The sequence below is a fragment of the Cupriavidus sp. a3 genome, from assembly GCF_051015765.1.
GTDB classification, from domain to species: Bacteria; Pseudomonadota; Gammaproteobacteria; order Burkholderiales; family Burkholderiaceae; genus Cupriavidus; species Cupriavidus oxalaticus_A.
Genome location: NZ_CP170643.1, coordinates 764,600 through 788,464 on the forward strand (window position 1 = coordinate 764,600; position 23,865 = coordinate 788,464).

Consider the following 23,865-nt stretch of genomic DNA (forward strand, 5'->3'; position numbering starts at 1 on the left):
TCTGCACATTAGAGATTGGTGCGCCGCATTTGAAATGAAATGCCTAATTAATTAAGGCCTATTATAGTGGCGCAGCCCGCGCCTAATGCCGCCCGCCAGGCGGTGCAGGCACGATTCTTGTAAGTATGTGGGACGGCCCCGCCATGTGAGCGGGAATTGCCCCAATTTGTGCATTGGGGAAATTCCCTAGCTCATTTGCAGGGTAAATCGGTCGACTTGTTGCGTCGCGTATTGCATCTGCAAAGAAAGGGGATACAATGCGCGCGTTTCAAATTGAAACTAAACAAAGGCGGTCCAGGGAAACGTCCGGGAGGCGTTGCAAATCCCTGTTTTTGTGAATCCTAGGAGATCACTCATGCAAATCACGTTTGCCAAGATTCTGCCGATCGCGGCCGCAGTGGCGCTGGTAGCAGCTTGCGGCAAGAAGGAAGAGAAGCCGGCGGATGCGGCCTCTTCGGCGCCGGCCGCAGCAGCCCCTGCCGCGGGCGGTGGCGAGACCGTCGTCAAGATCGGCCACGCGGCCCCGCTGACCGGCGGTATCGCGCACCTTGGCAAGGACAACGAAAACGGCGCCCGCCTGGCCGTGGAAGAAGTCAACAAGGCCGGCCTCGAGGTCGGTGGCAAGAAGATCAAGCTGGAACTGGTCGGCGAAGACGATGCCGCCGATCCGAAGACTGGCACCTCGGTGGCACAGAAGCTGGTCGACGCCAAGGTCGTGGCCGTGGTCGGCCACCTGAACTCGGGCACGTCGATCCCGGCCTCCAAGATCTATAGCGATGCCGGCATCGTGCAGATCTCGCCGTCGTCCACCAACCCGGACTACACCAAGCAGGGCTTCAAGACCACCTATCGCGTGGTGGCCACCGACGCACAGCAGGGCCCGGCACTGGCCAACTATGCCAGCAAGACCCTCCATGCCAAGAGCGTGGCGATCGTCGACGACGCCACCGCCTACGGCAAGGGCCTGGCCGACGAGTTCGAGAAGACCGCCAAGGCGGCCGGCGTGAACGTGGTGGCACGCGAGGCCACCAACGACAAGGCTACCGACTTCAAGGCCATTCTCACCAAGATCAAGGGCAAGAAGCCTGACGTGATCATGTACGGCGGCATGGACGCCACCGGCGGCCCGTTCGCCAAGCAAGCCAAGGAACTGGGCATCGGCGCCAAGATCGTCGGCGGCGACGGCGTCTGTACCGACAAGGTGGCCGAGCTGGCCGGCGATGCCGTGACCAACATCATCTGCTCCGAGGCCGGCCTGGCCCTGTCGAAGATGGAGCAGGGCGCGGACTTCTCCAAGCGCTACCAGGCACGCTTCAACGCGCCGGTGCAGATCTACGCGCCGTTCACCTATGACGCGGTGATGGTCATCGTCGACGCCATGAAGCGCGCCAACTCGACCGAACCGGCTGCCATCCTGGCCGAAATGCCCAAGACCAACTACAAGGGCGTGATCGGCAACATCGCCTTCGACGAGAAGGGCGACATGAAGGAAGGCACCATCACGCTGTACGAGTACAAGGACAAGAAGAAGTCCGTCCTTGATGTCGTGAAGATGTAATCAGGGCTTACCGGCCCATCCGAACGGCACCGTGAGTATTTTGCGGTGCCGTTCTTTTTAGCCTCGCCTAATGTAGAAGCATCCTTACCCTGGATGGAGCATGGCGGGCCGCTTACCAGCAACGCAACCTCGGCAACCTTACCCATCACCACATCAATGTCCCTCCCCCGGCATCCACACCATGCCGTCAGGTAAGGGACTGAAGCAGGAGTTTTCATGGATATCCTTATCCAGCAGATCGTGAACGGTCTGGTGCTCGGCAGCATCTATGCGCTGATCGCACTGGGCTACACCATGGTCTACGGCATTCTGGGGATCATCAACTTCGCCCACGGCGATGTCCTGATGATCGGCGCGCTGACCGCCCTGTCAGCGATTCTTGGCCTGCAGAAGTTCGCCCCCGGCTTGCCCGAATGGCTGACGCTGGTCATTGCGACCCTGGTCGCGATGCCGGTCTGCGCAATACTGTCTTACTCGATCGAGCGAATCGCTTACCGGCCCTTGCGCAATGCGCCACGGCTGGCCCCGCTGATTACCGCGATCGGCGTGTCCATCATCCTGCAGACGATGGGCATGCTGATCTGGTCGCGCAACCCGCTGACCTTCCCGCAACTGCTGCCGTCGGAGCCGATTGATATCGGTGGAACCGGCGCCACCATCACCGGAAAGGAAATGGTCATCATCGGCCTGGCCGTGATGGTGATGTCGGGCCTGCTGGCACTGGTGAACCGCACCAAGCTCGGCCGCGCCATGCGCGCCACCGCCGAGAACCAGAAGGTGGCCGGCCTGATGGGCGTGAACCCCAATTTTGTCATCTCCGCCACCTTCATGATCGGCGCCACGCTGGCGGCGCTGGCCGGCGTGATGATGGCCACCAACTACGGCAACGCCCACTTCTACATGGGCTTCATCCCGGGCCTGAAGGCGTTCACCGCCGCGGTGCTGGGCGGCATCGGCAACCTTGCCGGCGCGATGGTCGGCGGCATGCTGCTGGGCCTGATCGAGGCGCTGGGTGCCGGCTATATCGGCGACCTGACCGGTGGTGTGTTCGGCTCGAACTACCAGGACGTCTTCGCCTTCATCGTACTGATCACTGTGCTCGTCTTCCGTCCGTCCGGCATCATGGGCGAACGCGTGGCGGACCGCGCCTGAGGAGAGCGAATCCATGAATACCCCGATTCCATCCACGGCCGCCGTCGCGGCTCCGACGAAGGTGCCGGCCAAGACCCTGGCCGCGCTGATCGGCTTCCTGGTGGTCGCGCTGTGCGCACCGTTCATCGTCCAGACCCTGGGCGGCAACTACTGGGTCCGCGTGCTGGACTTTGCGCTGCTGTACATCATGCTGGCGCTGGGCCTGAACATCGTGGTGGGCTTTGCCGGCCTGCTTGACCTGGGCTATATCGCGTTCTACGCGGTCGGCGCCTACCTGATGGCTTTGCTCGGCTCGCCGCACCTGGCGAACCAGTTCGAGTGGATCCACCAGCTGTTCCCTACCGGCATCCATTTGTCGATGTGGTTCGTGTTGCCGATCGCGATCCTGGTGGCCGCCACGTTCGGCGTGCTGCTGGGGGCGCCGACGCTGAAACTGCGCGGCGACTACCTCGCCATCGTGACGCTGGGCTTCGGCGAAATCATCCGCATCTTCATGAACAACCTGGACCGTCCGGTGAACATCACCAACGGGCCCAAGGGCATCACCGCGGTGGACCCGGTCCATATCTTCGGCTTCGACTTCTCCAAGTCGCACGAGATCTTCGGGCTGAAGTTCACGCCGGTGTTCATGTACTACTACCTGCTGGTGTTCCTGGTCATCGTGATCGTGTTCGTGTGCCTGCGTTTGCAGACCTCGCGCATCGGCCGGGCCTTCGTCGCTATCCGCGAGGACGAGATCGCCGCCAAGGCAATGGGCATCAACACCCGCAATATCAAGCTGCTGGCCTTTGCCATGGGCGCGTCGTTCGGCGGCGCCTCTGGCGCGGTGTTCGGCGCGTTCCAGGGCTTCGTGTCGCCGGAATCGTTCACGCTGTGGGAATCGATCTACGTGCTGGCCATCGTGGTGCTCGGCGGCATGGGCCATATCCCGGGCGTGATCCTGGGCGGCGTCCTGCTGGTGGGCTTCCAGGAGCTGCTGCGCGTGGTGGCGGAGCCGATGCAGACCGGCTTGTTCGGCCATGTGATTGTGGATGCCGAAGTCCTGCGCCAGCTGCTGTTCGGCCTGGCCCTGGTTGGCGTCATGCTGTACCGCCCGGCAGGCATCTGGCCGTCGCCGCGCAAGGAAGACCGCCCGGTGGTGCGCCGTGCGGGCAGCGTGGGCCGTTTCTGACCAGGAGGACAACATGAGCAACAACGATTTCCTCCTGTCGGTACAGGGGGTCAACAAGCGATTCGGCGGCCTGCAGGCACTGTCCGAGGTGGGCCTGCAGATCAAGCCGGGCGAGATCTATGGCCTGATCGGCCCCAACGGCGCCGGCAAGACCACCTTCTTCAACGTGATTACCGGGCTGTACACGCCGGATTCGGGCGAGTTCGTGCTGGGCGGCAAGCCCTACCAGCCGACCGCCGTGCATGAGGTGGCCAAGGCCGGCATCGCGCGCACGTTCCAGAACATCCGCCTGTTCGGCGAGATGACCGCGCTGGAAAACGTGATGGTGGGGCGGCACGTGCGCTCCAAGGCCGGGCTGTTCGGTGCGATCTTCCGGCCGCCTTCGGTGCGCCGCGAGGAAGAGGGCATCGAGGACATGGCGCATGACCTGCTCGACTACGTTGGCATCGGCAAGTACGCCAACTTCACCGCGCGCAACCTGTCGTACGGCCACCAGCGCCGGCTGGAGATCGCCCGCGCGCTGGCGACCGAGCCCAAGCTGCTGGCGCTGGACGAGCCGGCCGCGGGCATGAACGCGACCGAGAAGGTAGAGCTGCGTGGCCTGCTCGACAAGATCAAGAACGACGGCAAGACCATCCTGCTGATCGAGCACGACGTGAAGCTGGTGATGGGCCTGTGCAACCGCCTGACCGTGCTGGACTATGGCAAGGTGATTGCCCAGGGCCTGCCGCACGAGGTGCAGAACAACCCCGCGGTGATCGAGGCATACCTCGGCACCTCGGCGCACTGATGGCGGGAGGGAAAGCAATGACACAGCCAGCAATGAAACAGACAGTACTGAAGATCTCCGGCCTGAAGGTCGCGTACGGCGGCATCCAGGCCGTCAAGGGCATCGACCTGGAAATCCAGGACGGCGAACTGGTCACGCTGATCGGCGCCAACGGCGCCGGCAAGACCACCACCATGAAGGCCATCACCGGCCTGCAGGGCTGGGCCGGCGGCGACGTGGAGTACATGGGCAAGTCGATCAAGGGCGTGCCCAGCTACACGCTGCTCAAGCAGGGGCTGGCGATGGTGCCGGAAGGCCGCGGCGTGTTCGCGCGCATGACCATCACCGAGAACCTGCAGATGGGCGCCTACACGCGCAACGACGAGGCCGGCATCAAGGCCGACGTCGACCGCATGTTCGGCATCTTCCCGCGCCTGAAGGAACGCGCCAACCAGTTGGCGGGCACCATGTCCGGCGGTGAGCAGCAGATGCTGGCGATGGCGCGCGCGCTGATGAGCCAGCCCAAGGTGCTGCTGCTGGACGAGCCGTCGATGGGCTTGTCGCCGATCATGGTCGACAAGATCTTCGAGGTCGTGCGCGATATCTCGGCGCAGGGCGTGACCGTGCTGCTGGTCGAGCAGAACGCGCGCCTGGCGCTGCAGGCAGCGCACCGCGGCTACGTGATGGAGTCCGGGCTGATCACCATGAGCGGTGACGCCAAGCAGATGCTGGACGATCCCAAGGTGCGGGCCGCCTACCTGGGCGAGTAAAGGCGTCGGCAAGGTCGAGTGGTTTTGGGTGCTCCCAAGCCGCTCGAACTGGCCTAAACAAGGTGTTCCCCCTCATGGGGAGAGGGTTGGGGTGAGGGGCGGGCTAGCAAGGCACCACGCCGAGCGAAGCCAACGGTTCTAAACCCGCGAGCATCAGCTTTTGACGCTCCTGCCCTCACCCCCGGCCCCTCTCCCGCAAGCGGGAGAGGGGAGCAAACCTGCCAGTGTGCAAGGTTTGCAGCAGCCCTCACGCCTCGCTTACGCGAGGCTTTTTTGTCAGGCCAGCTTCTTCAGCAGCGTGCGCAGCATGCCGATCATCTGGTCGATCTCTTCGCGCGTGACGTTCAGCGCCGGCATGAAGCGCAGCAGGTTGGCGCGCGGCGCGTTCAGCAGCAGGCCTTGCGGATCCATGTCGCGGGCTTCTTCCACCAGTTGCGGGCCGATGTCCTTGTCCAGCAGCAGGGCGCGCAGCAGGCCTTCGCCACGCTCGCCGCCCAGGCCGAACTCGGCCGACAGCGCCAGCAGCTGCTCCTTCAGGTATTCGCCCTTGGCCTTGACGTCATCCAGGAAACCCGGCGCGGTCAGCTGCTCGATCACTGCGCTGCCCACCGCGGTCATCAGCGGGTTGCCGTTGTAGGTGCCGCCCTGGTCGCCGGCCTCGAAGCTGGCGACTTCGGCCTTGCACAGCAGCGCAGACAGCGGCACGCCGCCGCCGATGCCCTTGCCCAGCGTCATGATGTCCGGCTCGACGCCCGACAGCTCGTACGCGAACAGCGTGCCGCAGCGGCCGCAGCCGGCCTGCACTTCATCGACGATGAACAGCAGCCTGTGCTTGTCGGCCAGTGCGCGCAGGCCCTGCATGAACTCGCGCGTGGCGGGGATCACGCCGCCTTCGCCCTGCACCGGTTCCAGCATGATGCCGACGGTCTTGTCGGTGATCAGCTTCTCGACCGAGGCCAGGTCGTTCAGCTCGGCCTTGGGGAAGCCCGGCACCTGCGGCGCGAAGATGGTGTCCCAGCCGGCCTTGCCCGACGCGCTCATGGTGGCGAGCGTGCGGCCATGGAAGCTGTGGTCCATGGTGATGATCTCGTAGGCGCCGTTCTTGTGCTTGCGGCCCCATTTGCGCGCCAGCTTGATCGCACCTTCGTTGGCTTCGGCGCCGCTGTTGGCGAAGAAGACTTTGTCGAAGCAGCTGTTATCGGTCAGCTGTTTGGCCAGGCGCAGCATCGGCTCGTTGTAGAAGGCCGGGCTCGGGTTGATGATCTTCTTCGACTGCTCGACCAGCGCGTCGATCATGCCCTGGTTGGAGTGGCCCAGGCAGTTGACAGCCCAGCCCTGCACAAAGTCCAGATATCGCTTGCCGTTGTGGTCCGTCAGCCAGGAGCCCTTGCCTTCGGTGAAGACGAGCTCGGGCCGGTTGGTGATGTACATCAGGGATTGGACGGGAAACTCAGCAAATGCCATGGCGGACTCCAGGGGTCGGCTTTAAACGATGGACGGACAAGCAGGAAAAAAGCGGAAAAGCGCGGAAAAACAAAAAGCCACGGGGGTTGCCCGTGGCTCGTTGACCTGAACAGACGCAGTCGACGGTCAGCCGCGCGGCACCCCAGCGGGGAGCGACGTACGGAAGCTGCGGCGTCGGTTGAAGGTCGTATGCATGCGGGCAAATATAAGGCGCATGGGCCCGGGTGTCAAAACCAATTTTGGCGGACCCGGGCATTGTTGCGCTGGCGGAACGGCGTGCCGGCCCGGGCGGGTCAGGCAGCGGGTGCTGCCGGCGTGGCCGGGTGCATGTCGGCCTCGGAGGTGAACGAGTCGGCGAAGAACGCGTCTTCGTGCAGCTTGCACTGGCGGGTGAAGTCGCCGCGCGCGGCGTTGATCATCACCGGCGCGCCGCAGGCGTAGACCTCGTGGCCCGACATGTCGGGATGGTCGGCGATCACCGCCTGGTGGACGAAGCCCGTGCGGCCCTGCCAATTGTCTTCGGGCAGCGCGTCGGATACCACCGGCACGTACCTGAAGTTGGGCAGGTCGCGCGCCCATTGCTCGGCCAGCGCGTGCATGTACAGGTCCTTGGGCCGGCGGCCGCCCCAGTACAGCGTCATCGGGCGCGTGATGCCGGTGTAGGCGGCATGCTCGACGATGGCCTTGATCGGGGCGAAGCCGGTGCCGGAAGCCAGCAGGATGATCGGGGCGGTCGATTCCTCGCGCAGGAAGAAGCTGCCCAGCGGGCCTTCGAAGCGCAGGATGTCGCGTTCCTTCATCGCCGGGGCACCTTCCTTGGCGCCGAAGACATAGTCGGTGAAGGCGCCGCCCGGCATATGGCGGATATGCAGTTCGATCGGACCGTCCTCGTGCGGCGGCGTGGCGATCGAATAGCTGCGGCGCTTGCCGTCGCGCAGCAGAAATTCCACGTACTGGCCGGCCAGGTACTGCATGCGCTCGGTCGCGGGCAGCTGCAGCTTGATGGCGATCACGTCATCGGCCAGCCGCTCCAGCGAGGTCACGCGGCACGGCACCTTCTTGATCGGGATGTCGCCGGCGCCGTGGACTTCGCGGCATTCGATGGTAATGTCGGACGACGCGTTGGCGCAGCAGAACAGCGCGCGGCCCTCGGTCTTTTCCTGCGCGGTCAGCGCGGCCGGGGCGTGGTCGCCCTGCACGATGGTGCCTTCCAGCACGCGGCCCTTGCACGAGCCGCAGGCGCCGTTCTTGCAGCCGTAGGGCAGGCCGATGCTGTGGCGCAGGGCCGCGCCGAGGATGGTTTCGTCCGCGGCCACTTCGAACTTGTGGCCACTGGGCATGACGGTTACTTGATAAGCCATAATCGGTCTATGAGCCAAATTCAGTCGATGCTGCAGCCCTCGCGCCTCCCGCTCCTGCCGGCTTTACCAGTTTTGCCGGTCCCCAGCCGCCGGCTGGGTCGTCCGCGCCTGTTGATCGTCGGGTGCGGGGATGTGGGGACGCGCTGCCTGCGAATCCTGTCGTCGCGCATGCGCGTGTTTGCCGTCACGTCGCAGCCGGCGCGCCGCGCCGAACTGCGCGCCGCCGGTGCGGTGCCGCTGGTGGCGGACCTGGACCGGCCGGTGACGCTGGCGCGGCTGCGCGGGCTGGCCACGCAGGTGCTGGACCTGGCGCCGCCGCCCGGTCAGGGCGAGGGCGATCCGCGTACGCGTGCCTTGCTCGCCGCCTTGCGCCGCAAGGCCTGGCGGCAGGGCGGCACGCCTGGCGGCGAGCCCGCCATTCTACCCGACCGGGGCCTTCGCCGCCGTGCCTTTGTCTACGCCAGCACCTCGGGCGTCTACGGCGACCGGCAGGGCGCGCGGGTGTCGGAATTTCATGCCGTGCGGCCGCAGACGGCGCGCGCGCGCCGCCGCGTGGCCGCCGAGGGGGCGGTGCGCGCCTTTGGCCGCGATGCCGGCTGGCGCACCAGCATCGTGCGCATCCCGGGCATCTATGCCGCCGAGCGGCTGCCGGTGGCCCGGCTCAAGCGGGGCACGCCCGCGCTGGTGCCGCAGGACGACGTCTACACCAGCCATATCCATGCCGACGACCTGGCTCGCATCATGGTTGCCGCGCTGGTCCGCGGCCGGCCGCAGCGGGTGGTCCATGCCAGCGACGATACCGAGCTGCGTATGGCCGACTACTTCGACCTCGTTGCCGATCGGCGCGGCCTGCCGCGGCCCCCGCGTATTACGCGCGGCCAGGCGCGTGAAGTGATTGAGCCGACGCTGCTGAGCTTCATGAGCGAGTCGCGCCGGCTCGACAACCGCCGCCTGAAGCGCGAGTTGCGGCTGCGGCTGCGCTTTCCCACGGTCGCTTCCTTCTTCGACGCCTGAGCGCGCCCGCGGTCGCGCCCCGTGCCCCTGGCACGGGGTTTGCTCATCCTGGCGTCACTTCAATCCTGTCTATACAGCAACACTTCTGGCGTGCCAACGTGGTGCTTTCCGCACCTACGGCAAGCCGCAGCACCGTTGTGGTGGTTGATGCCTCCGCGCCGTCCAGCCGATTTCCGCGGTGATGTGACGTCTAACCCCTCGGGGGAAGCCCTACATTGACTTGTATATACAGGCATTGTTTAATGCCCGAAAACGAGCGCGCCACAAGCATGGCCTGCCGTCGACGGACACACCAAAGGAGCGTTTCGATGAGGATGGAAAGCCGCATGCAGGGCAGGATTCAAGGCAGGATTCGTGGCCGCAAGGCAATGCAGGCCGCGCTGTTTGCCGCGGCAGTCACCATGGCAGGCGCCGGCCACGCGCAGACCACCAAGGTCACGCTCGGCATGAGCGGCTGGACCGGCTTCGCGCCGCTGACGCTGGCCGACAAGGCAGGCATCTTCAAGAAGAACGGTGTCGAGGTCGACATCAAGATGATCCCGCAGAAGGACCGCCACCTGGCGCTGGCCGCCGGTGCGATCCAGTGCGCGGCGACCACGGTCGAGACCCATGTGGCCTGGAACGCCAACGGCGTACCGATCACCCAGATCGTGCAGCTCGACAAGTCCTACGGCGCCGACGGCCTGGCCGTGCGCGGCGACGTCAAGACCTTTGCCGACCTGAAGGGCAAGACCATTGGCGTCGATGCGCCGGGCACCGCGCCGTACTTCGGCCTGGCCTGGATGCTGAAGAAGAACGGCATGTCGCTGAAGGACGTCAAGACCACGACGCTGTCGCCGCAGGCGGCGGCGCAGGCGTTCGTGGCCGGCCAGAACGACGGCGCCATGACCTACGAGCCCTACCTGTCCACCGTCCGCCAGAACCCGGACAAGGGCAAGATCCTGGCGACCACGCTGGATTACCCGATGGTGACCGACACGCTGGGCTGCGCGCCCAAGTGGCTCAAGGAGAACCCCAAGGCGGCGCAGGCGCTGGTCGACAGCTACTTCGAGGCGCTCGAGATGATCCAGAAGGAGCCGGCGAAGGCTAACGAAATCATGGGTGCCGCAGTCAAGCAGACCGGCGAGCAGTTCGCCAAGTCGGCCGCCTACCTGCGCTGGCAGGATCGCGAGGCCAACAAGAAGTTCTTCTCCGGCGAACTCGCCAGCTTCAGCAAGGAAGCGGCGGGCGTGCTGATGGAAATCGGCGTGATCCGCCAGGTGCCCGACGTGACGGCGTTGTATGACGCGCGTTTCCTCAAGTAAGCAGAGCAGTCGCAAGGAGGCGTGAACGTCATGACGCAAGCCCGAATCGGTTCCCACGCGCCCGCAGCGGTGTCCGCCCCCCCGGCGGCACCGGCGCGCCGGCGCCATCCCTGGCTGGCACCGCTGGTGCCGGTGCAGCCCAATACCCGCTGGATGCTGGGCCTGTCTTTCTTCGTGCTGTTCTTCGGCGTGTGGGCCGTGGTGACGCTGGGCGGCTTCGTGCCGCGCACGTTCCTGGCCGATCCGCTGACGATGGCCAAAGAGGGTCTGATCCTGTTCACCGAGCACAACTTCATCGGCGACATCGGCATGACGGTGTGGCGCGTTGTAGGCGGCTTCGTGCTGGCGGCGGTGCTGGCGGTGCCGCTGGGCATCTTCATGGGCGCGTACAAGGCGGCCGAGGCGTTCTTCGAGCCCTTTGTTTCGTTCTGCCGCTACCTGCCGGCGTCGGCCTTCATCCCGCTGCTGATCCTGTGGGCCGGCATCGGCGAGACCCAGAAGCTGCTGGTGATCTTTATCGGCTCGTTCTTCCAGATCGTGCTGATGGTGGCGGTGGCGGTCGGCGGCGCGCGCAAGGACCTGGTCGAGGCCGCCTACACGCTCGGCGCCAACAGCGCCGGCATCGTGCGCCGCGTGCTGATCCCGGGCGCCGCGCCGGAAATCGCCGAGATCCTGCGGCTGGTGCTGGGCTGGGCCTGGACCTACGTGATCGTGGCCGAGCTGATCGGCTCGTCGTCGGGCATCGGGCACATGATCACCGACAGCCAGGCGCTGCTCAATACCGGGCAGATCATCTTCGGCATCATCGTGATCGGCTGCATCGGCCTGGTCTCCGACCTTGTCTTCAAGCGCGCCAACCAGCGCCTGTTCCCGTGGAGTTCGATCCAATGAGCGCACTGTCCATCCAGCAGGTCTCGCGTACCTTCTCCAACCCGCGCGGCGGGAAGACGCTGGCGCTGCAGCCGGTCGATTTCGAAGTGCGCGATAACGACTTCGTCACCATCCTGGGCCCGTCGGGCTGCGGCAAGTCCACGCTGCTGCGCATCGTGGCCGGGCTGGACACGCCTTCCACCGGCCGCGTGCTGCTCGACGGCCAGCCGGTCTCCGACCCGGGCGCCGACCGCGGCATGGTGTTCCAGTCGTACACGCTGTTCCCGTGGCTGACGATCGAGCAGAACGTGCGCTTCGGCCTGCGCGAGCGCGGCATGAGCGCGGCGGAGCAGAAGGAGCGCAGCGACTTCTTTATCCAGCGCGTGGGGCTGCGCGGATTCGAGCACCATTACCCGAAGCAGCTGTCGGGGGGCATGCAGCAGCGCACCGCGATCGCGCGGGCGCTGGCCAACGATCCCAAGATCCTGCTGCTCGACGAACCGTTCGGCGCGCTCGACAACCAGACCCGCGTGCTGATGCAGGAGTTATTGCTCGGCATATGGGAAGCGTCGCGCAAGACGGTATTATTCGTGACCCATGATATCGACGAGGCCATTTTCATGGCCAACCGGGTGGCGGTGTTTTCCGCCAGGCCGGGCCGGATCAAGAGCGATATCGCGGTCGATTTTCCGCATCCGCGCCATTACACGATCAAGACCTCTCCGGAGTTTTCCGCGCTCAAGGCGCGGCTGACCGAGGAAATCCGCGCCGAGGCCATTGCCGCGGCCGAGCACTGAAACGCCATGAACCACGCCGTCGGCTCCGCCACCCCAGCTTCCTCTCCCACCGCGCTCTACCAGCAGGTGAAGGAGTACATCGCCCGCCAGATCCAGAGTGGCGCGTGGCAGCCGGGCGACCGGGTGCCGTCGGAGCAGGAACTGGTGAACCGCTTCGGCGTCTCGCGCATGACCGTCAACCGGGCCCTGCGCGAGCTGTCGGAGCAGGGGCGGGTGGTGCGCGTCGCCGGCGTCGGCACCTTCGTCGCCGAACACAAGCCGCAGTCCACGCTGCTGTCGGTGGTCAACCTGCAGGACGAGATCCGCATGCGCGGGCATGACTATGCCTGCGACGTGATCCTGGTCGAGCGGGTGTCGGCGTCGATCGAGGTGGCGGCCGCGCTGGAGCTGCACACCGGAGAGTCCGTGTTCCATTCGGTCTGCGTGCATCGCGAAGATGGCGTGCCGGTGCAGCTGGAAGACCGCTACGTGAACCCGCGCGTGGCGCCGGACTTCATCGGCCAGGACTTCAGCGCGACCCAGCCCGGCGAATACCTGTTGCGCCACGTGCCCTACGATCAGGTAGAGCACGTGGTCGATGCCATTGCCGCCACGCCGGAGCAGGCCGCGCAACTGGAAATGCCGCCAACGCAACCTTGCCTGATGCTGACCCGCCGCACCTGGACCAATGGCGTGCCAGTGACATTCGTTCGTTGCCTGCACCCGGGCAACCGTTACCGCCTCGGCAGCCGATTCCGCGCCGACGGCAATCCCGCTTTCGGCTGATCCGCGCGAGGGTCAGCCATTGCTTCAATTTTTATCCTAAGCTGTATAGACAGGAACATACAAATGACTGCGAGCCAACACGACCAAGCCTCCCGCCCGCTGCTGACCTTGCAGCCGGGCCAAGTCACCCTGGCCGACCTGCGCCGCATCTACCGCGGCGAAGTGCGCGTGGCCATGGCCGATTCCGCCTGGCCCGGCGTGCGCGCCGCGCAGGCCACCGTGCAGGACATCATCGACGCCGACGCCGTGGTCTACGGCATCAATACCGGCTTCGGCAAGCTGGCGCAGACCCGTATCCCCAACGACAAGCTGGCGCAGCTGCAGCGCAACCTGGTGCTGTCGCACAGCGTCGGCACCGGCCCGGACCTGGCCGAGGATACGGTGCGCCTGATCCTGGCCACCAAGGCGGTCAGCCTGGCGCGCGGCCATTCCGGCGTGCGTCCGGAATTGATCGAGGCATTGCTGGCGCTGGTCAACCACGGCGTGACGCCGTGCATCCCGGCCAAGGGTTCGGTCGGTGCCTCGGGCGACCTGGCGCCGCTGGCGCATATGTCGTGCACGCTGATCGGCGTGGGCGACGTGCTGGTCGACGGCAAGCGCGTGCCGGCAGCCGAGGGCCTGGCCCGTGCCGGCCTGAAGGCGTTCGAGCTGGGCCCGAAGGAAGGCCTGGCGCTGCTCAACGGCACGCAGGTGTCGACCGCGCTGGCACTGGCCGGCTTGTTTGCCGCCGAAGACACCTTTGCCGCCGGCCTGGTGGCGGGCGCCCTGTCGCTGGAAGCGATCAAGGGCTCGGTCAAGCCGTTCGACGCCCGCATCCATGAAGCCCGCGGCCAGGCCGGCCAGATCGCCGTGGCCGGCGCCGTGCGCGCGATGCTGGATGGCAGCGAGATCGTCGATTCGCACAAAACCTGCGGCCGCGTGCAGGACCCGTATTCGATCCGTTGCCAGCCGCAGGTGATGGGCGCTTGCCTGGACAACCTGCAGCACGCCGCGCGCATCCTGCAGATCGAGGCCAATGCCGCGTCGGACAACCCGCTGGTGTTTTCCGAGCAGGGCGACGTGGTCTCCGGCGGCAACTTCCACGCCGAGCCGGTGGCCTTTGCCGCCGACATCATTGCGCTGGCGATCGCCGAGATCGGTGCGATTTCCGAGCGCCGGCTGGCGCTGCTGCTCGATACCGGCCTGTCGGGCCTGCCGCCGTTCCTGGTGCGCGACGGCGGCCTGAACTCGGGCTTCATGATCGCGCAGGTGACCGCGGCCGCGCTGGCCTCGGAGAACAAGTCGCTGGCGCATCCGTCCAGCGTGGACAGCCTGCCGACCTCGGCCAACCAGGAGGACCATGTGTCGATGGCCACCTACGGCGCGCGCCGGCTGGGCGACATGGCGGCCAACACCGCGGTAGTGGTCGGCATCGAGGCGATGGCAGCGGCGCAGGGTATCGAGTTCCACCGCCCGTTGAAGTCATCGCCGCTGGTGGAGCAGGAACTGGCACGTATCCGTGCGCGGGTGGATTTTGTGGAAGGCGACCGCTACCTGGCGCCGGATATCGAAGCGATGAAGCAGTGGGTGGTGCAGGGGGATGCGGGGGCGGGGTGGCCGCAGGCGGTTCGGGAAATCTTGCCGACCAACGCTGGTTGATTGGAGCGCGTCACAAGCGCCAACGAAGGAGAACAAGCACATGAACGCCAACGAAAGCCAATTCATCCAGCGCGGCCAGCGCGAAATCCGCGCCCCGCATGGCACCCAGCTGCACTGCAAGAACTGGCTGATCGAAGCTGCCTACCGCATGATCCAGAACAACCTGGACCCCGACGTGGCCGAGCGCCCGCAGGACCTGGTGGTGTACGGCGGCATCGGCAAGGCCGCGCGCAACTGGGAATGCTTTGACGCCATCCTCGACAGCCTGCGCCGCCTGGGCGAGGACGAATCGCTGCTGGTGCAGTCGGGCAAGCCGGTCGGCGTGTTCCGCACGCACCCCGACGCGCCGCGCGTGCTGATCGCCAACTCCAACCTGGTGCCGCACTGGGCCACCTGGGACAAGTTCAATGAACTGGACCGCGCCGGCCTGATGATGTATGGCCAGATGACCGCGGGCTCGTGGATCTACATCGGCACGCAGGGCATCGTGCAGGGCACGTATGAGACCTTTGTCGAAGCCGGCCGCCAGCACTACGACGGCGACCTGTCGGGCAAGTGGATCCTGACCGCGGGCCTGGGCGGCATGGGCGGCGCGCAGCCGCTGGCCGGCGTGCTGGCGGGTGCCTGCGTGCTGGCGATCGAGTGCCAGGAATCGCGCATCGACTTCCGCATCCGCACGCGCTACCTCGACAAGAAGGCCACCACGCTGGACGAGGCGCTGGCGATGATCGCCGAGGCCACGGCAAAGAAAGAAGCCATCTCGGTCGGCCTGCTTGGCAATGCCGCCGACATCGTGCCGGAGCTCGCCAAGCGCGCGCAGGCCGGCGGCATGCGTCCGCATATCGTTACCGACCAGACCTCGGCGCACGACCTGGTCAACGGCTACCTGCCGCAAGGCTGGACGGTCGAGCAGTGGGAAGACGCACGCAAGCGCGATCCCAAGTCGGTGGAAGCCGCCGCGCGCCCGTCGATTGTCAAGCACGTGCAGGCCATGCTCGACTTCCAGAAGATGGGCGTGCCGACGGTCGACTACGGCAACAACATCCGCCAGGTGGCGTTCGATGAGGGCGTGCACAATGCCTTCGATTTCCCGGGCTTCGTGCCGGCCTATATCCGCCCGCTGTTCTGCCGCGGCAAGGGCCCGTTCCGCTGGGTCGCGCTGTCGGGCGATCCCGAGGATATCTACAAGACCGACGCCAAGATGAAGGAGCTGTTCCCCGAGGACAAGCACCTGCACCGCTGGCTCGACATGGCGCACGACCGCATCGCCTTCCAGGGCCTGCCGGCGCGTATCTGCTGGGTTGGCCTGGACGAGCGCCACCGCGCCGGCCTGGCCTTCAACGAGATGGTGAAGTCCGGCGAGCTGAAGGCGCCGGTGGTGATCGGCCGCGACCATCTGGACTGCGGCTCGGTGGCGTCGCCCAACCGCGAGACCGAAGCGATGCGCGACGGTTCCGACGCCGTGTCCGACTGGCCGCTGCTGAACGCGCTGCTCAATACCGCCGGCGGCGCCACCTGGGTCAGCCTGCACCATGGAGGTGGCGTGGGCATGGGTTTCTCGCAACACTCCGGCGTGGTGATCGTCTGCGATGGCACCGATGCAGCAGCCAAACGCATCGAGCGCGTACTGTGGAACGACCCGGCCACCGGCGTGATGCGCCATGCCGATGCGGGATACGACATCGCCATCGCATGCGCGCAGGAAAAGGGCCTGAACCTGCCGATGGTGAAGGGCGTATGAGGACGTTCACGCTCGCGGCCATCGACCCGACGCGCTGGAAGAATGGCGGCGGCAACACGCGCGAGATCGCGGTGTGGCCGCCGGGTGCCGGCATGGATGACTTCGTTTGGCGCCTGAGCGTGGCCGATATCGAAGCCGACGGCCCGTTCTCCGCCTTTCCCGGCATCGACCGCCAGATCGTGCTGCTCGACGGTGCCGGTGTTGTGCTGCGCGCCGACGACGGCAGCTTCAGCCATCGGCTGGTCCAGCCCGGCGCACCGTTTGCCTTCTCTGGCGACACCGGCCTGCAGTCGGCATTGCTCGACGGCCCCACGCGCGACTTCAACGTGATGACGCGGCGTGGCCGCTGCCGCGCGCGCGTCGACGCCTTCCGCCAGGGGTTTGCCATCAGCACCGGCGCCGATACCGTTTGCCTGCTTGCCGTGTCCGGCACCTGGCTGGCGCAGGACGCGCAGCCGGCCGTAGCGCTGGACGCGGGGCAGGGCGTGCTGTATCCCGCCGGCGAACCCGCTGGCCGGCAAGCCTTCGCGCCAGGCGCCGGCGACGCGCTGTGCCTGTGTGTCACGCTGGAAATGGAGTCCGATCAATGACGCTGCCTTCCGTACCTGGCACCGCCAGTGCAGCCAATGCTGCCAGCGCCGACGGTGTCTGGCACAACTGCCACCTGTTGCCCGACGCCGACCCGGCGCGCGCCATCCGCGATGCCGCGCTCGTGGTCGAGCAAGGCCGCATTGCCTGGCTTGGCGCCGCGGCAGAATTGCCGCAGTCCTACCGCGACCTGCCGCGCCACGACGCCAACGGCGCGTGGATCACGCCGGGACTGGTCGATTGCCACACGCACCTGGTCTACGGCGGCCAGCGCGCCGACGAGTTCGCGATGCGGCTCGCCGGTGCCGGCTATGAAGAAATCGCGCGCGCCGGCGGCGGCATCGTCTCGACCGTGCGCGCCACCCGCGACGCCGACGAAGACACGCTGTTCGCGCAGGCCGCCGCGCGCCTGCAACCGCTGCTCGCCGAAGGCGTGACCGCCATCGAGATCAAGTCCGGCTATGGCCTCAGCCTGGAAGCCGAGCGCAAGCAGCTGCGCGTGGCGCGTCGCCTGGGCGAGCAGTTCGGCGTCGCGGTGCGCACCACCTTCCTCGGCGCGCACGCGCTGCCGCCCGAGTACGCGGGGCGCGCCGACGACTACATCGACCTGGTGTGCGGCAGCATGCTGCCGGCGCTGGCCGAAGAAGGGCTGGTCGACGCCGTCGATGCCTTCTGCGAATCGATCGGCTTCTCGATCGCGCAGACCGAACGCGTTTTCGATGCCGCTGCGCGCCACGGCCTGCGCGTCAAGCTGCACGCCGAGCAGCTCAGCAATCTCGGCGGCGCGGCGCTGGCCGCACGCCATCGCGCACTGTCGGCGGACCATCTCGAGCATCTCGACGAGGCCGGCGTCGCCGCGATGGCGGAAGCCGGCACGGTCGCGGTGCTGCTGCCCGGCGCCTACTATTTCCTGCGCGACACCAACCTGCCGCCGATCACGCTGCTGCGCCAGTACGGCGTGCCGATGGCGATCTCTACCGACCACAATCCCGGCACGTCGCCGGTGACGTCGCTGCTGCTGATGATGAATATGGCCTGCACGCTGTTCCGCCTGACGGTGCCCGAAGCGTTGGCCGGCGTGACGCTGCATGCGGCGCGCGCGCTGGGCGCATCGGATCGCCATGGCAAGCTGGAAGCGGGGCGAGAGGCCGACTTCGTGCTATGGCGCGTCGATTCGCCGGCGGAGCTGGCGTACTGGTTCGGCCGCAATCCCGCCTTGACGGTCGTGCGGCAAGGGCGCGTATATCCGGCGCAAGCGGAGGCACAGCCATGAGCGCATCGCAGCTGTTCGCAGACTGGGCCCTGCTGCCCGAAGGCTGGGCGCGCGATGTGCTGCTCGCCTGGGACGAGCAGGGCCGCCTGACCACCGTGCAGGCCGGTGCCGCCGCAAATGCCGGCGTGCCGCGCGCCGCGGGCCCGGTGCTGCCGGGCATGCCCAACCTGCATTCGCACGCATTCCAGCGTGGCTTTGCCGGCCTGACCGAATACCGCAGCCGCCCGCAGGGCGACAATCCCGCCGGCGCCGATTCGTTCTGGAGCTGGCGCACGCTGATGTACCGCTTCGCGCAGCGGATCTCGCCCGACACGCTGGAAGCCATCGCCACCCAGCTCTACATCGAGATGCTGCGCGCAGGCTATACCAGCGTGTGCGAGTTCCACTACGTCCACCACGACGCCGACGGCAAGCCCTACGCCGATGCCGCCGAGATGTCGCTGCGGCTGCTGCGCGCGGCGCAGCGCACCGGCATCGGCATGACGCTGCTGCCGGTGCTGTACCAGACCGCCGGCTTCGGCGGCAAGCCGCCGCTCGCCGAACAGCGCCGCTTCCTGCACAACACCGACGCCATGCTGCGCCTGCTGGAGCGGCTGTCGCCCGTGTGCGCGCAGGCCGGCGCGCGTCTCGGCCTGGCGCCGCATTCGCTGCGCGCTGTGCCCGAAGACAGCCTGCTGCATGCGCTGGCGGGGCTGAAGGCGATCGACGCGCAGGCGCCGGTCCATATCCATATCGCCGAGCAGCAGCGCGAAGTCGACGACTGCATCGCGTGGTCCGGCACGCGCCCGGTGACATGGCTGTTCGATCATGTCGACGTCGACGCGCGCTGGTGCCTGGTGCACGCCACGCACATGGACTGGGACGAGCGCCGGCGCCTCGCGCATAGCGGCGCCGTGGCCGGCATCTGCGCGACCACCGAAGCGAACCTCGGCGATGGCGTGTTCGAGGCGGCGCCTTACCTCGCGCAGCACGGCGCGTGGGGTATCGGCTCGGACAGCCATGCCAGCGTCAGCGTGGCCGAGGAACTGCGCCTGTTCGAATACGGCCAGCGGCTGGGCCTGCAGCAGCGCAACGTGCTGGCCTCGGATACCCACCTGCAGGTGGCCGACCGCCTCTATCTGGAAGCCGTGGCGGGCGGCGCACGCGCCAGTGGCCGCGGCGTGGCCGGGCTGGCGCCTGGCCAGCAGGCGGACTTCGTGGTGCTGGACGGTGCGCACCCGACGCTGACCGGCCTCGACGGCGCCCAGGCGCTGGCCACCCACGTGTTTGCGAACCACGGTCATGAGACACTAGCGGAGGTCCGCACCGCCGGCCGCAGCCGCGTGCAGCATGGCGCGCATGCGCTGCAGTCCGAAGCGGCCCGGCAGTTCATCGCCGCCCGCGCCAGCCTGCTGGCCGACTGATACGCGACAAGTACGCGACAAATACGGGCACCGCCCAACGCATTGCAAAGAACATGTCCTTCTCCACCGATACCCCCGCCTTCACCCTGCATCGCGGCACGCGCCCGCTGCTGGTATCGATGCCGCACGTCGGCACGCACCTGCCGGCTTCGGTCTCTCAGCGCCTTACCGCCGAGGCGCGCACCGTGCCCGATACCGACTGGCACCTGGAACGGCTCTACGGCTTTGCCCGCGAGCTGGGCGCCTCGGTGCTGGTCGCCACGCATTCGCGCTATGTGGTCGACCTGAACCGCCCGCCCGACAATGCCAACTTGTATCCCGGCCAGGACACCACCGGCCTGTGCCCGGTCGACACCTTTGACAAGACGGCGCTTTATGCCGATGGCAGCAACGGCCCCGACGATGCGGAAATCGCCGCACGCCGCGACGCGATCTGGCGCCCATACCATGAAGCGCTGGCGGCGGAACTGGCGCGCCTGAAGGCCGAGCACGGCACCGTCGCCCTGTGGGACGCGCATTCGATCCGCTCGTTGCTGCCGCGCTTCTTCGAAGGCAAGCTGCCGGATTTCAACCTCGGCACGGCCAATGGCGAGAGCTGCGACGCGGGGCTCGCGAACCAGCTGCTCGAGCTGGCGAGCGCGGTGCCCGGCCATACCGCGGTGCTCAACGGCCGCTTCAAGGGCGGCTATATCACGCGCCAGTACGGCAAGCCGCAGGATGGCGTGCACGCGGTGCAGCTCGAGCTGTCGCAGTGTGCGTATATGAGCGAGACATACCCGTTCGCCTACGATGAGGCGCGGTCGGCGGCGCTGCAGCCGGCGCTGCAAGGCATGCTGGCCACGGTGCTCGCGTTCGTCGAATCGCGGTAAGGCGCCAGGCGGGGCGCGTCAGGCAGCGCGCTCAGCGCCCGCCAGCCAGGCGATCTTCGATATGCTTGGCGCGCTCCAGCGAGCCGGGGTGCGTGCTGAGCATGCTCGACTTCCCGCCGTCAAGCTGCGACATCTTGCGGAACGCCGACGCCAGCGCCTGCCGGTTGGCGCCGTTCTTGGTCAGCAAGTTGAAGGAGTAGTCGTCCGCAGCGGTTTCCTGGCGCTGCGAGAACTGTGCATTGACGAACGTCTCCGCCAGATCCCCGATCTGTGAGGACGACAGCGCGGTCAGCGAAGCAATGCCGGTAGATCCCAGCAGGCCGCGCGCAGCGGCGGTGGAGTAGGCCACCTGCATCGCCGCCTTGGTATGGCCCAGCGCCACATGGCCGATCTCGTGTCCGACCACGCCGCGCACCTCGTCGTCGCTGAGGAAGTCCATCAGCCCGCTGTACACGCGCACGCATCCATTGGCCATGGCCCATGCGTTGATGTCCTTGGTCACGTAGACCTTGGCATTGAGCGGCAGCCCGGTATTGCCAAGCCCGTTCATCACATTCGCGAGCCGCCTGGCGTAGGTGCTGTCGGGCGGGGCAATGGTGTTCTTCTGGTCCATTTCCGCGCACGACTGGTCGGACAGCGTCTTGACGTTGGTGTCCGACAGCGTGGCGGCGGTGAACAGGCTGCCGCCTGCCTGGGTCAGGTTTTCCACATTTGCGCCGGCGCAGCCGGCGAGCAGGGCGGCGCAGGCGAGGGCGGGTAGGGTCGGTCGGTTCATGGTGGCTCCTGTTGACGGGATGGCAATGCCATAGGATAGGAAGCCAGGCGCAGGGGCACCAGTGGGCGCTGTCCGACACCTTTCAAGGCTTTAGCCGAAAGGAGTCGCGGGTATAAGTGACGTGATTGGCTGGTGATGCAGAGCTAATTTCGTACGTACAAAAACACTGTTGTCTGACAAGCTCGTCAAGCGAGGGCGCGGCCGTCCGCGCGGTACCACGAAGACAGCCACCACGGTGCGACTCGATGACGATGTCCTGGAAGCCCTGAAGGCGAGCGGGCCACGTTGGCAAACACGGCTCAACGTATTGGTTCGCGATTGGCTGAAAATGCACAAGCTCGACGAAATCGAGGTTTGAGCATGAGCCCCGGGCCGCCCATCATGTGGACGACTGATTGCTTTGGAGGGAAATGTGGTGCCCGGGGTCGGACTCGAACCGACACGCCTTGCGGCGGGGGATTTTGAGTCCCCTGCGTCTACCTGTTTCACCACCCGGGCAGGTGTGACGGCATCGGAACCGATGCCGGGCTGAGCCGGCGATTATGCCGCAATTCCCCCCGGCCGACAACCGGCCGCCGTGGCGATGGTAATGGCCCCGATAACTTGTGCATGGCGATTGCGGTTAGCATCGCCGTCACCGCGTGCATCACCGACGCCGCGCCAAACCAGTCCCGACCCCGCACCCACCGACCGCCATGACCGACCAAGCCTCGCTGGCGAGCCTCGCCAGCCTGCCCTCGCAGGACCCCGTCTTCTACGACCGCGAATACAACAACCGAGCCAATGTGCCGGACAACCCGGCGCATATGGCGCGCTGGGGTGAATGGTCGGCGCGGGTGCGCGAGCGCGGTGGCTTTATCGCGGACCTGAGCTATGCCGATGCAGGCTCGCGGCATCCGCAGGATCAGACGCTGGACTATTTCCCGGCGACGGCGCCAGCGGATGACGGCGCGGCGCCGCCGCTGCTGGTGTTCGTCCACGGCGGCTACTACCGCGCGCTCGACAAGCGCGACCACAGTTTCGTCGCCAGCGTGCTGCCGGCGCTCGGCGTGTCGGTGGCCGTGGTCAATTATTCGCTGGTGCCGTCGGTGACGGTGCCCGACATCGTGCGGCAGGTGCTGCGCAGCGTGGCGTGGCTGTACCGGCAATCCGGCGTGCTGGGACATGACCCGCAACGGCTGTTCGCCGCCGGGCATTCCGTCGGCGGCCACCTGGTGGCGATGCTGATGGCGGCACGCTGGCCGCAATTGGCGCCAGACCTGCCCGCGGACCTGGTCCGGGGCGGGCTCTCGGTCAGCGGGCTGTACGACATGGAGCCGCTGCGCCGCGCCGCGTTCCTGCAATGCGACCTGCGGCTATCGGAAGACGATGTGACGCGGTTGTCGCCGGCGTACATGGCGCCAGCCACCGCCGCGCCGCTGGCGCTCGCCGTGGGCGAGCTGGAAGCGGCCGAATACCACCGCCAGCATGCGCTGATGCGGGCGGCGTGGCCCGCCAATGTCGGCAGTCCGGCAGCGAGCGATCTCGTGCTGCCGGGCTGCCATCACTTCAATGTGCTCGACGGCTTCAATGATGCCGACAGCGCGCTGGTACGCGCCGTCCTGCGCCTGACAGGCACCTGAGCAGGCACCTGAGCAGGCACCTGAGCGGCCCTCAGCCCTCCAGCACGCGCAGCAGCGACGAGGTATCGTCCTTGCCCCAGCCGTTGGCCATCAGCGTGCGCAGCTGCGCCGAGGTGGCCTGCATCGCCGGCAGGTCCAGGCCGATTTCCTCGGCGATAGCGCGCGCCAGCCCGAAGTCCTTGTCGTGCAGCCGCGCCTCGATGCCGGCGGTGAAATTGCGCGACACCATCTTGGGCCCCATCAGGTCGAGCATGCGGCTGCCCGCCATGCCCGTCGACATGGCCTGCAGCACGCGGCCGGTATCGACGTTCTGCGCCGAGGCAAAGCGCATGGCTTCGGCGATGCCTTCGATATTGACCACCTGCGCGATCTGGTTGCACAGCTTGGCGACCTGGCCGGCGCCGTTGTCGCCGATATGCGTGATGGTCGTGCCCAGCAGCTCCAGCAGCGGCAGCACGCGTTCCAGAACGTCGAGCTTGCCGCCGACCATGATGGTCAGCTTGCCGGACGCGGCGGCCATGGTGCCGCCGGAGACCGGGCAGTCGAGCGCCTCGAGGCCGCGCTCGGCCAGTGCCGCGGCGATCTCGCGCGTGACCACCGGCGAGATGGTGCTGTGGTCGACGCATACCGTGCCGGGGGCCGCGCCGTGGATCACGCCTTGCTCGCCCAGCAGCACTTCGCGCACGTCTTCGGACGAGGTCACGTTGGTGAAGACGACGCTGGCGCCGCGCGCGGCCTCGGCGGGCGTGAAGAACGGCTCCGCACCCATGGCGCGCGCCGCTTCGGCGGCCTCGGGGCGGCGCACGAAGGCGCGCACGGTGTGGCCGGCGGCCAGCAGGTGGCGGACCATGTGCGAGCCCATGGCGCCCAGGCCGATGAAGGCAACGGTGACGGAAGGAGTGGAAGTGGTGGTCATGATGCGATGCTTCCTTTCAGAAGGCCGGGTTCGGCGGGCGCTGGG

At 66.8% G+C, this 23,865-nt stretch carries 22 protein-coding genes and 1 tRNA gene; 18 read left to right on the forward strand and 5 right to left on the reverse strand.

Annotated elements, in window-relative coordinates; genetic code table 11:
• The first annotated feature begins 355 nt into the window (after positions 1-355).
• The 5 genes from ACAD63_RS03630 to ACAD63_RS03650 all read left to right on the forward strand — a co-directional run bounded on the left by ACAD63_RS03630 (position 356) and on the right by ACAD63_RS03650 (position 5,420).
• A complete protein-coding gene (locus ACAD63_RS03630) occupies positions 356-1,558 on the forward strand; it encodes a branched-chain amino acid ABC transporter substrate-binding protein (protein ID WP_133092212.1) in 1,203 nt (400 codons plus the stop codon).
• Between the two features lie 216 nt (positions 1,559-1,774).
• Positions 1,775-2,710: a branched-chain amino acid ABC transporter permease gene (locus ACAD63_RS03635; protein ID WP_135705865.1), complete on the forward strand. Its 936-nt coding sequence runs from the start codon at positions 1,775-1,777 to the stop codon at positions 2,708-2,710.
• 13 nt (positions 2,711-2,723) lie between these two features.
• Positions 2,724-3,881 carry an ABC transporter permease subunit gene (locus tag ACAD63_RS03640; RefSeq protein WP_133092210.1) on the forward strand — a complete coding sequence of 386 codons (1,158 nt, stop codon included), beginning with the start codon at positions 2,724-2,726 and terminating at the stop codon, positions 3,879-3,881.
• A gap of 13 nt (positions 3,882-3,894) precedes the next feature.
• Positions 3,895-4,671: an ABC transporter ATP-binding protein gene (locus tag ACAD63_RS03645; protein WP_133092209.1), complete on the forward strand. Its 777-nt coding sequence runs from the start codon at positions 3,895-3,897 to the stop codon at positions 4,669-4,671.
• Positions 4,672-4,703: 32 nt separating this feature from the next.
• Positions 4,704-5,420: an ABC transporter ATP-binding protein gene (locus tag ACAD63_RS03650; protein ID WP_195431914.1), complete on the forward strand. Its 717-nt coding sequence runs from the start codon at positions 4,704-4,706 to the stop codon at positions 5,418-5,420.
• 276 nt (positions 5,421-5,696) lie between these two features.
• Here ACAD63_RS03650 and ACAD63_RS03655 read toward each other — a convergent pair whose 3' ends face one another.
• Together ACAD63_RS03655 and ACAD63_RS03660 are read right to left on the reverse strand one after the other, a co-directional pair.
• Entirely contained in the window at positions 5,697-6,884 is a 1,188-nt protein-coding gene (locus ACAD63_RS03655) for an acetylornithine transaminase (RefSeq protein ID WP_133092207.1), read from the reverse strand.
• Positions 6,885-7,177: 293 nt separating this feature from the next.
• Positions 7,178-8,245 carry a CDP-6-deoxy-delta-3,4-glucoseen reductase gene (locus tag ACAD63_RS03660; protein ID WP_135705864.1) on the reverse strand — a complete coding sequence of 356 codons (1,068 nt, stop codon included), beginning with the start codon at positions 8,243-8,245 and terminating at the stop codon, positions 7,178-7,180.
• 9 nt (positions 8,246-8,254) lie between these two features.
• On the opposite strand from ACAD63_RS03660, the gene ACAD63_RS03665 reads away from it, so the two are divergent.
• The 11 genes from ACAD63_RS03665 to hutG all read left to right on the forward strand — a co-directional run bounded on the left by ACAD63_RS03665 (position 8,255) and on the right by hutG (position 20,507).
• Positions 8,255-9,259: an NAD-dependent epimerase/dehydratase family protein gene (locus ACAD63_RS03665; RefSeq protein WP_195431912.1), complete on the forward strand. Its 1,005-nt coding sequence runs from the start codon at positions 8,255-8,257 to the stop codon at positions 9,257-9,259.
• Positions 9,260-9,627: 368 nt separating this feature from the next.
• Positions 9,628-10,563 (forward strand): ABC transporter substrate-binding protein, encoded by a 936-nt coding sequence (locus ACAD63_RS03670; protein ID WP_371702380.1) that lies wholly within the window; start codon positions 9,628-9,630, stop codon positions 10,561-10,563.
• A gap of 30 nt (positions 10,564-10,593) precedes the next feature.
• Entirely contained in the window at positions 10,594-11,454 is an 861-nt protein-coding gene (locus ACAD63_RS03675) for an ABC transporter permease (RefSeq protein WP_133092204.1), read from the forward strand.
• Positions 11,451-12,230 (forward strand): ABC transporter ATP-binding protein, encoded by a 780-nt coding sequence (locus ACAD63_RS03680; RefSeq protein ID WP_133092203.1) that lies wholly within the window; start codon positions 11,451-11,453, stop codon positions 12,228-12,230. Before ACAD63_RS03675 ends, ACAD63_RS03680 begins: the two co-directional genes overlap by 4 nt.
• A 6-nt stretch (positions 12,231-12,236) precedes the next feature.
• Entirely contained in the window at positions 12,237-12,995 is a 759-nt protein-coding gene (hutC, locus tag ACAD63_RS03685) for a histidine utilization repressor (protein WP_029046008.1), read from the forward strand.
• Between the two features lie 63 nt (positions 12,996-13,058).
• Positions 13,059-14,633 (forward strand): histidine ammonia-lyase, encoded by a 1,575-nt coding sequence (hutH, locus tag ACAD63_RS03690; protein WP_133092202.1) that lies wholly within the window; start codon positions 13,059-13,061, stop codon positions 14,631-14,633.
• Between the two features lie 40 nt (positions 14,634-14,673).
• Positions 14,674-16,374 carry a urocanate hydratase gene (hutU, locus tag ACAD63_RS03695; RefSeq protein WP_133092201.1) on the forward strand — a complete coding sequence of 567 codons (1,701 nt, stop codon included), beginning with the start codon at positions 14,674-14,676 and terminating at the stop codon, positions 16,372-16,374.
• Positions 16,371-16,964, forward strand: coding sequence for a HutD/Ves family protein (locus ACAD63_RS03700; RefSeq protein ID WP_135705861.1), 594 nt, complete (start codon positions 16,371-16,373; stop codon positions 16,962-16,964). Before hutU ends, ACAD63_RS03700 begins: the two co-directional genes overlap by 4 nt.
• On the forward strand, positions 16,961-18,235 hold the full coding sequence (hutI, locus tag ACAD63_RS03705) for an imidazolonepropionase (RefSeq protein ID WP_434033429.1): 1,275 nt from the start codon (positions 16,961-16,963) through the stop codon (positions 18,233-18,235). The genes ACAD63_RS03700 and hutI overlap by 4 nt, the downstream gene beginning before the upstream one ends.
• A complete protein-coding gene (locus ACAD63_RS03710) occupies positions 18,232-19,638 on the forward strand; it encodes a formimidoylglutamate deiminase (protein ID WP_135705859.1) in 1,407 nt (468 codons plus the stop codon). The genes hutI and ACAD63_RS03710 overlap by 4 nt, the downstream gene beginning before the upstream one ends.
• Positions 19,639-19,691: 53 nt before the next feature.
• On the forward strand, positions 19,692-20,507 hold the full coding sequence (gene hutG / locus ACAD63_RS03715; RefSeq protein WP_133092197.1) for an N-formylglutamate deformylase: 816 nt from the start codon (positions 19,692-19,694) through the stop codon (positions 20,505-20,507).
• Between the two features lie 31 nt (positions 20,508-20,538).
• Here hutG and ACAD63_RS03720 read toward each other — a convergent pair whose 3' ends face one another.
• Positions 20,539-21,282, reverse strand: coding sequence for a M48 family metallopeptidase (locus ACAD63_RS03720; protein ID WP_133092196.1), 744 nt, complete (start codon positions 21,280-21,282; stop codon positions 20,539-20,541).
• Between the two features lie 169 nt (positions 21,283-21,451).
• On the opposite strand from ACAD63_RS03720, the gene ACAD63_RS03725 reads away from it, so the two are divergent.
• Entirely contained in the window at positions 21,452-21,640 is a 189-nt protein-coding gene (locus ACAD63_RS03725; protein WP_434033430.1) for a BrnA antitoxin family protein, read from the forward strand.
• A gap of 55 nt (positions 21,641-21,695) precedes the next feature.
• On the opposite strand, the gene ACAD63_RS03730 is transcribed toward ACAD63_RS03725, so the two are convergent.
• Positions 21,696-21,780 (reverse strand) — tRNA-Leu (locus ACAD63_RS03730).
• A gap of 197 nt (positions 21,781-21,977) precedes the next feature.
• Here ACAD63_RS03730 and ACAD63_RS03735 point away from each other — a divergent pair.
• Entirely contained in the window at positions 21,978-22,904 is a 927-nt protein-coding gene (locus tag ACAD63_RS03735) for an alpha/beta hydrolase (RefSeq protein WP_434033431.1), read from the forward strand.
• A gap of 31 nt (positions 22,905-22,935) precedes the next feature.
• Here ACAD63_RS03735 and ACAD63_RS03740 read toward each other — a convergent pair whose 3' ends face one another.
• Positions 22,936-23,820, reverse strand: coding sequence for an NAD(P)-dependent oxidoreductase (locus ACAD63_RS03740; RefSeq protein ID WP_434033432.1), 885 nt, complete (start codon positions 23,818-23,820; stop codon positions 22,936-22,938).
• Positions 23,821-23,865: the final 45 nt, after the last annotated feature.

Excerpts from the sequence above, each read along its gene's own strand:
- ACAD63_RS03630 (WP_133092212.1), top strand. The coding sequence starts at position 356 with ATGCAAATCACGTTTGCCAAGATTCTGCCGATCGCGGCCGCAGTGGCG.
- ACAD63_RS03635 (WP_135705865.1), top strand. The coding sequence starts at position 1,775 with ATGGATATCCTTATCCAGCAGATCGTGAACGGTCTGGTGCTCGGCAGC.
- ACAD63_RS03640 (WP_133092210.1), top strand. The coding sequence starts at position 2,724 with ATGAATACCCCGATTCCATCCACGGCCGCCGTCGCGGCTCCGACGAAG.
- ACAD63_RS03645 (WP_133092209.1), top strand. The coding sequence starts at position 3,895 with ATGAGCAACAACGATTTCCTCCTGTCGGTACAGGGGGTCAACAAGCGA.
- ACAD63_RS03650 (WP_195431914.1), top strand. The coding sequence starts at position 4,704 with ATGAAACAGACAGTACTGAAGATCTCCGGCCTGAAGGTCGCGTACGGC.
- ACAD63_RS03655 (WP_133092207.1), bottom strand. The coding sequence starts at position 6,884 with ATGGCATTTGCTGAGTTTCCCGTCCAATCCCTGATGTACATCACCAAC.
- ACAD63_RS03660 (WP_135705864.1), bottom strand. The coding sequence starts at position 8,245 with ATGGCTTATCAAGTAACCGTCATGCCCAGTGGCCACAAGTTCGAAGTG.
- ACAD63_RS03665 (WP_195431912.1), top strand. The coding sequence starts at position 8,255 with ATGAGCCAAATTCAGTCGATGCTGCAGCCCTCGCGCCTCCCGCTCCTG.
- ACAD63_RS03670 (WP_371702380.1), top strand. The coding sequence starts at position 9,628 with ATGCAGGCCGCGCTGTTTGCCGCGGCAGTCACCATGGCAGGCGCCGGC.
- ACAD63_RS03675 (WP_133092204.1), top strand. The coding sequence starts at position 10,594 with ATGACGCAAGCCCGAATCGGTTCCCACGCGCCCGCAGCGGTGTCCGCC.
- ACAD63_RS03680 (WP_133092203.1), top strand. The coding sequence starts at position 11,451 with ATGAGCGCACTGTCCATCCAGCAGGTCTCGCGTACCTTCTCCAACCCG.
- hutC (WP_029046008.1), top strand. The coding sequence starts at position 12,237 with ATGAACCACGCCGTCGGCTCCGCCACCCCAGCTTCCTCTCCCACCGCG.
- hutH (WP_133092202.1), top strand. The coding sequence starts at position 13,059 with ATGACTGCGAGCCAACACGACCAAGCCTCCCGCCCGCTGCTGACCTTG.
- hutU (WP_133092201.1), top strand. The coding sequence starts at position 14,674 with ATGAACGCCAACGAAAGCCAATTCATCCAGCGCGGCCAGCGCGAAATC.
- ACAD63_RS03700 (WP_135705861.1), top strand. The coding sequence starts at position 16,371 with ATGAGGACGTTCACGCTCGCGGCCATCGACCCGACGCGCTGGAAGAAT.
- hutI (WP_434033429.1), top strand. The coding sequence starts at position 16,961 with ATGACGCTGCCTTCCGTACCTGGCACCGCCAGTGCAGCCAATGCTGCC.
- ACAD63_RS03710 (WP_135705859.1), top strand. The coding sequence starts at position 18,232 with ATGAGCGCATCGCAGCTGTTCGCAGACTGGGCCCTGCTGCCCGAAGGC.
- hutG (WP_133092197.1), top strand. The coding sequence starts at position 19,692 with ATGTCCTTCTCCACCGATACCCCCGCCTTCACCCTGCATCGCGGCACG.
- ACAD63_RS03720 (WP_133092196.1), bottom strand. The coding sequence starts at position 21,282 with ATGAACCGACCGACCCTACCCGCCCTCGCCTGCGCCGCCCTGCTCGCC.
- ACAD63_RS03735 (WP_434033431.1), top strand. The coding sequence starts at position 21,978 with ATGACCGACCAAGCCTCGCTGGCGAGCCTCGCCAGCCTGCCCTCGCAG.
- ACAD63_RS03740 (WP_434033432.1), bottom strand. The coding sequence starts at position 23,820 with ATGACCACCACTTCCACTCCTTCCGTCACCGTTGCCTTCATCGGCCTG.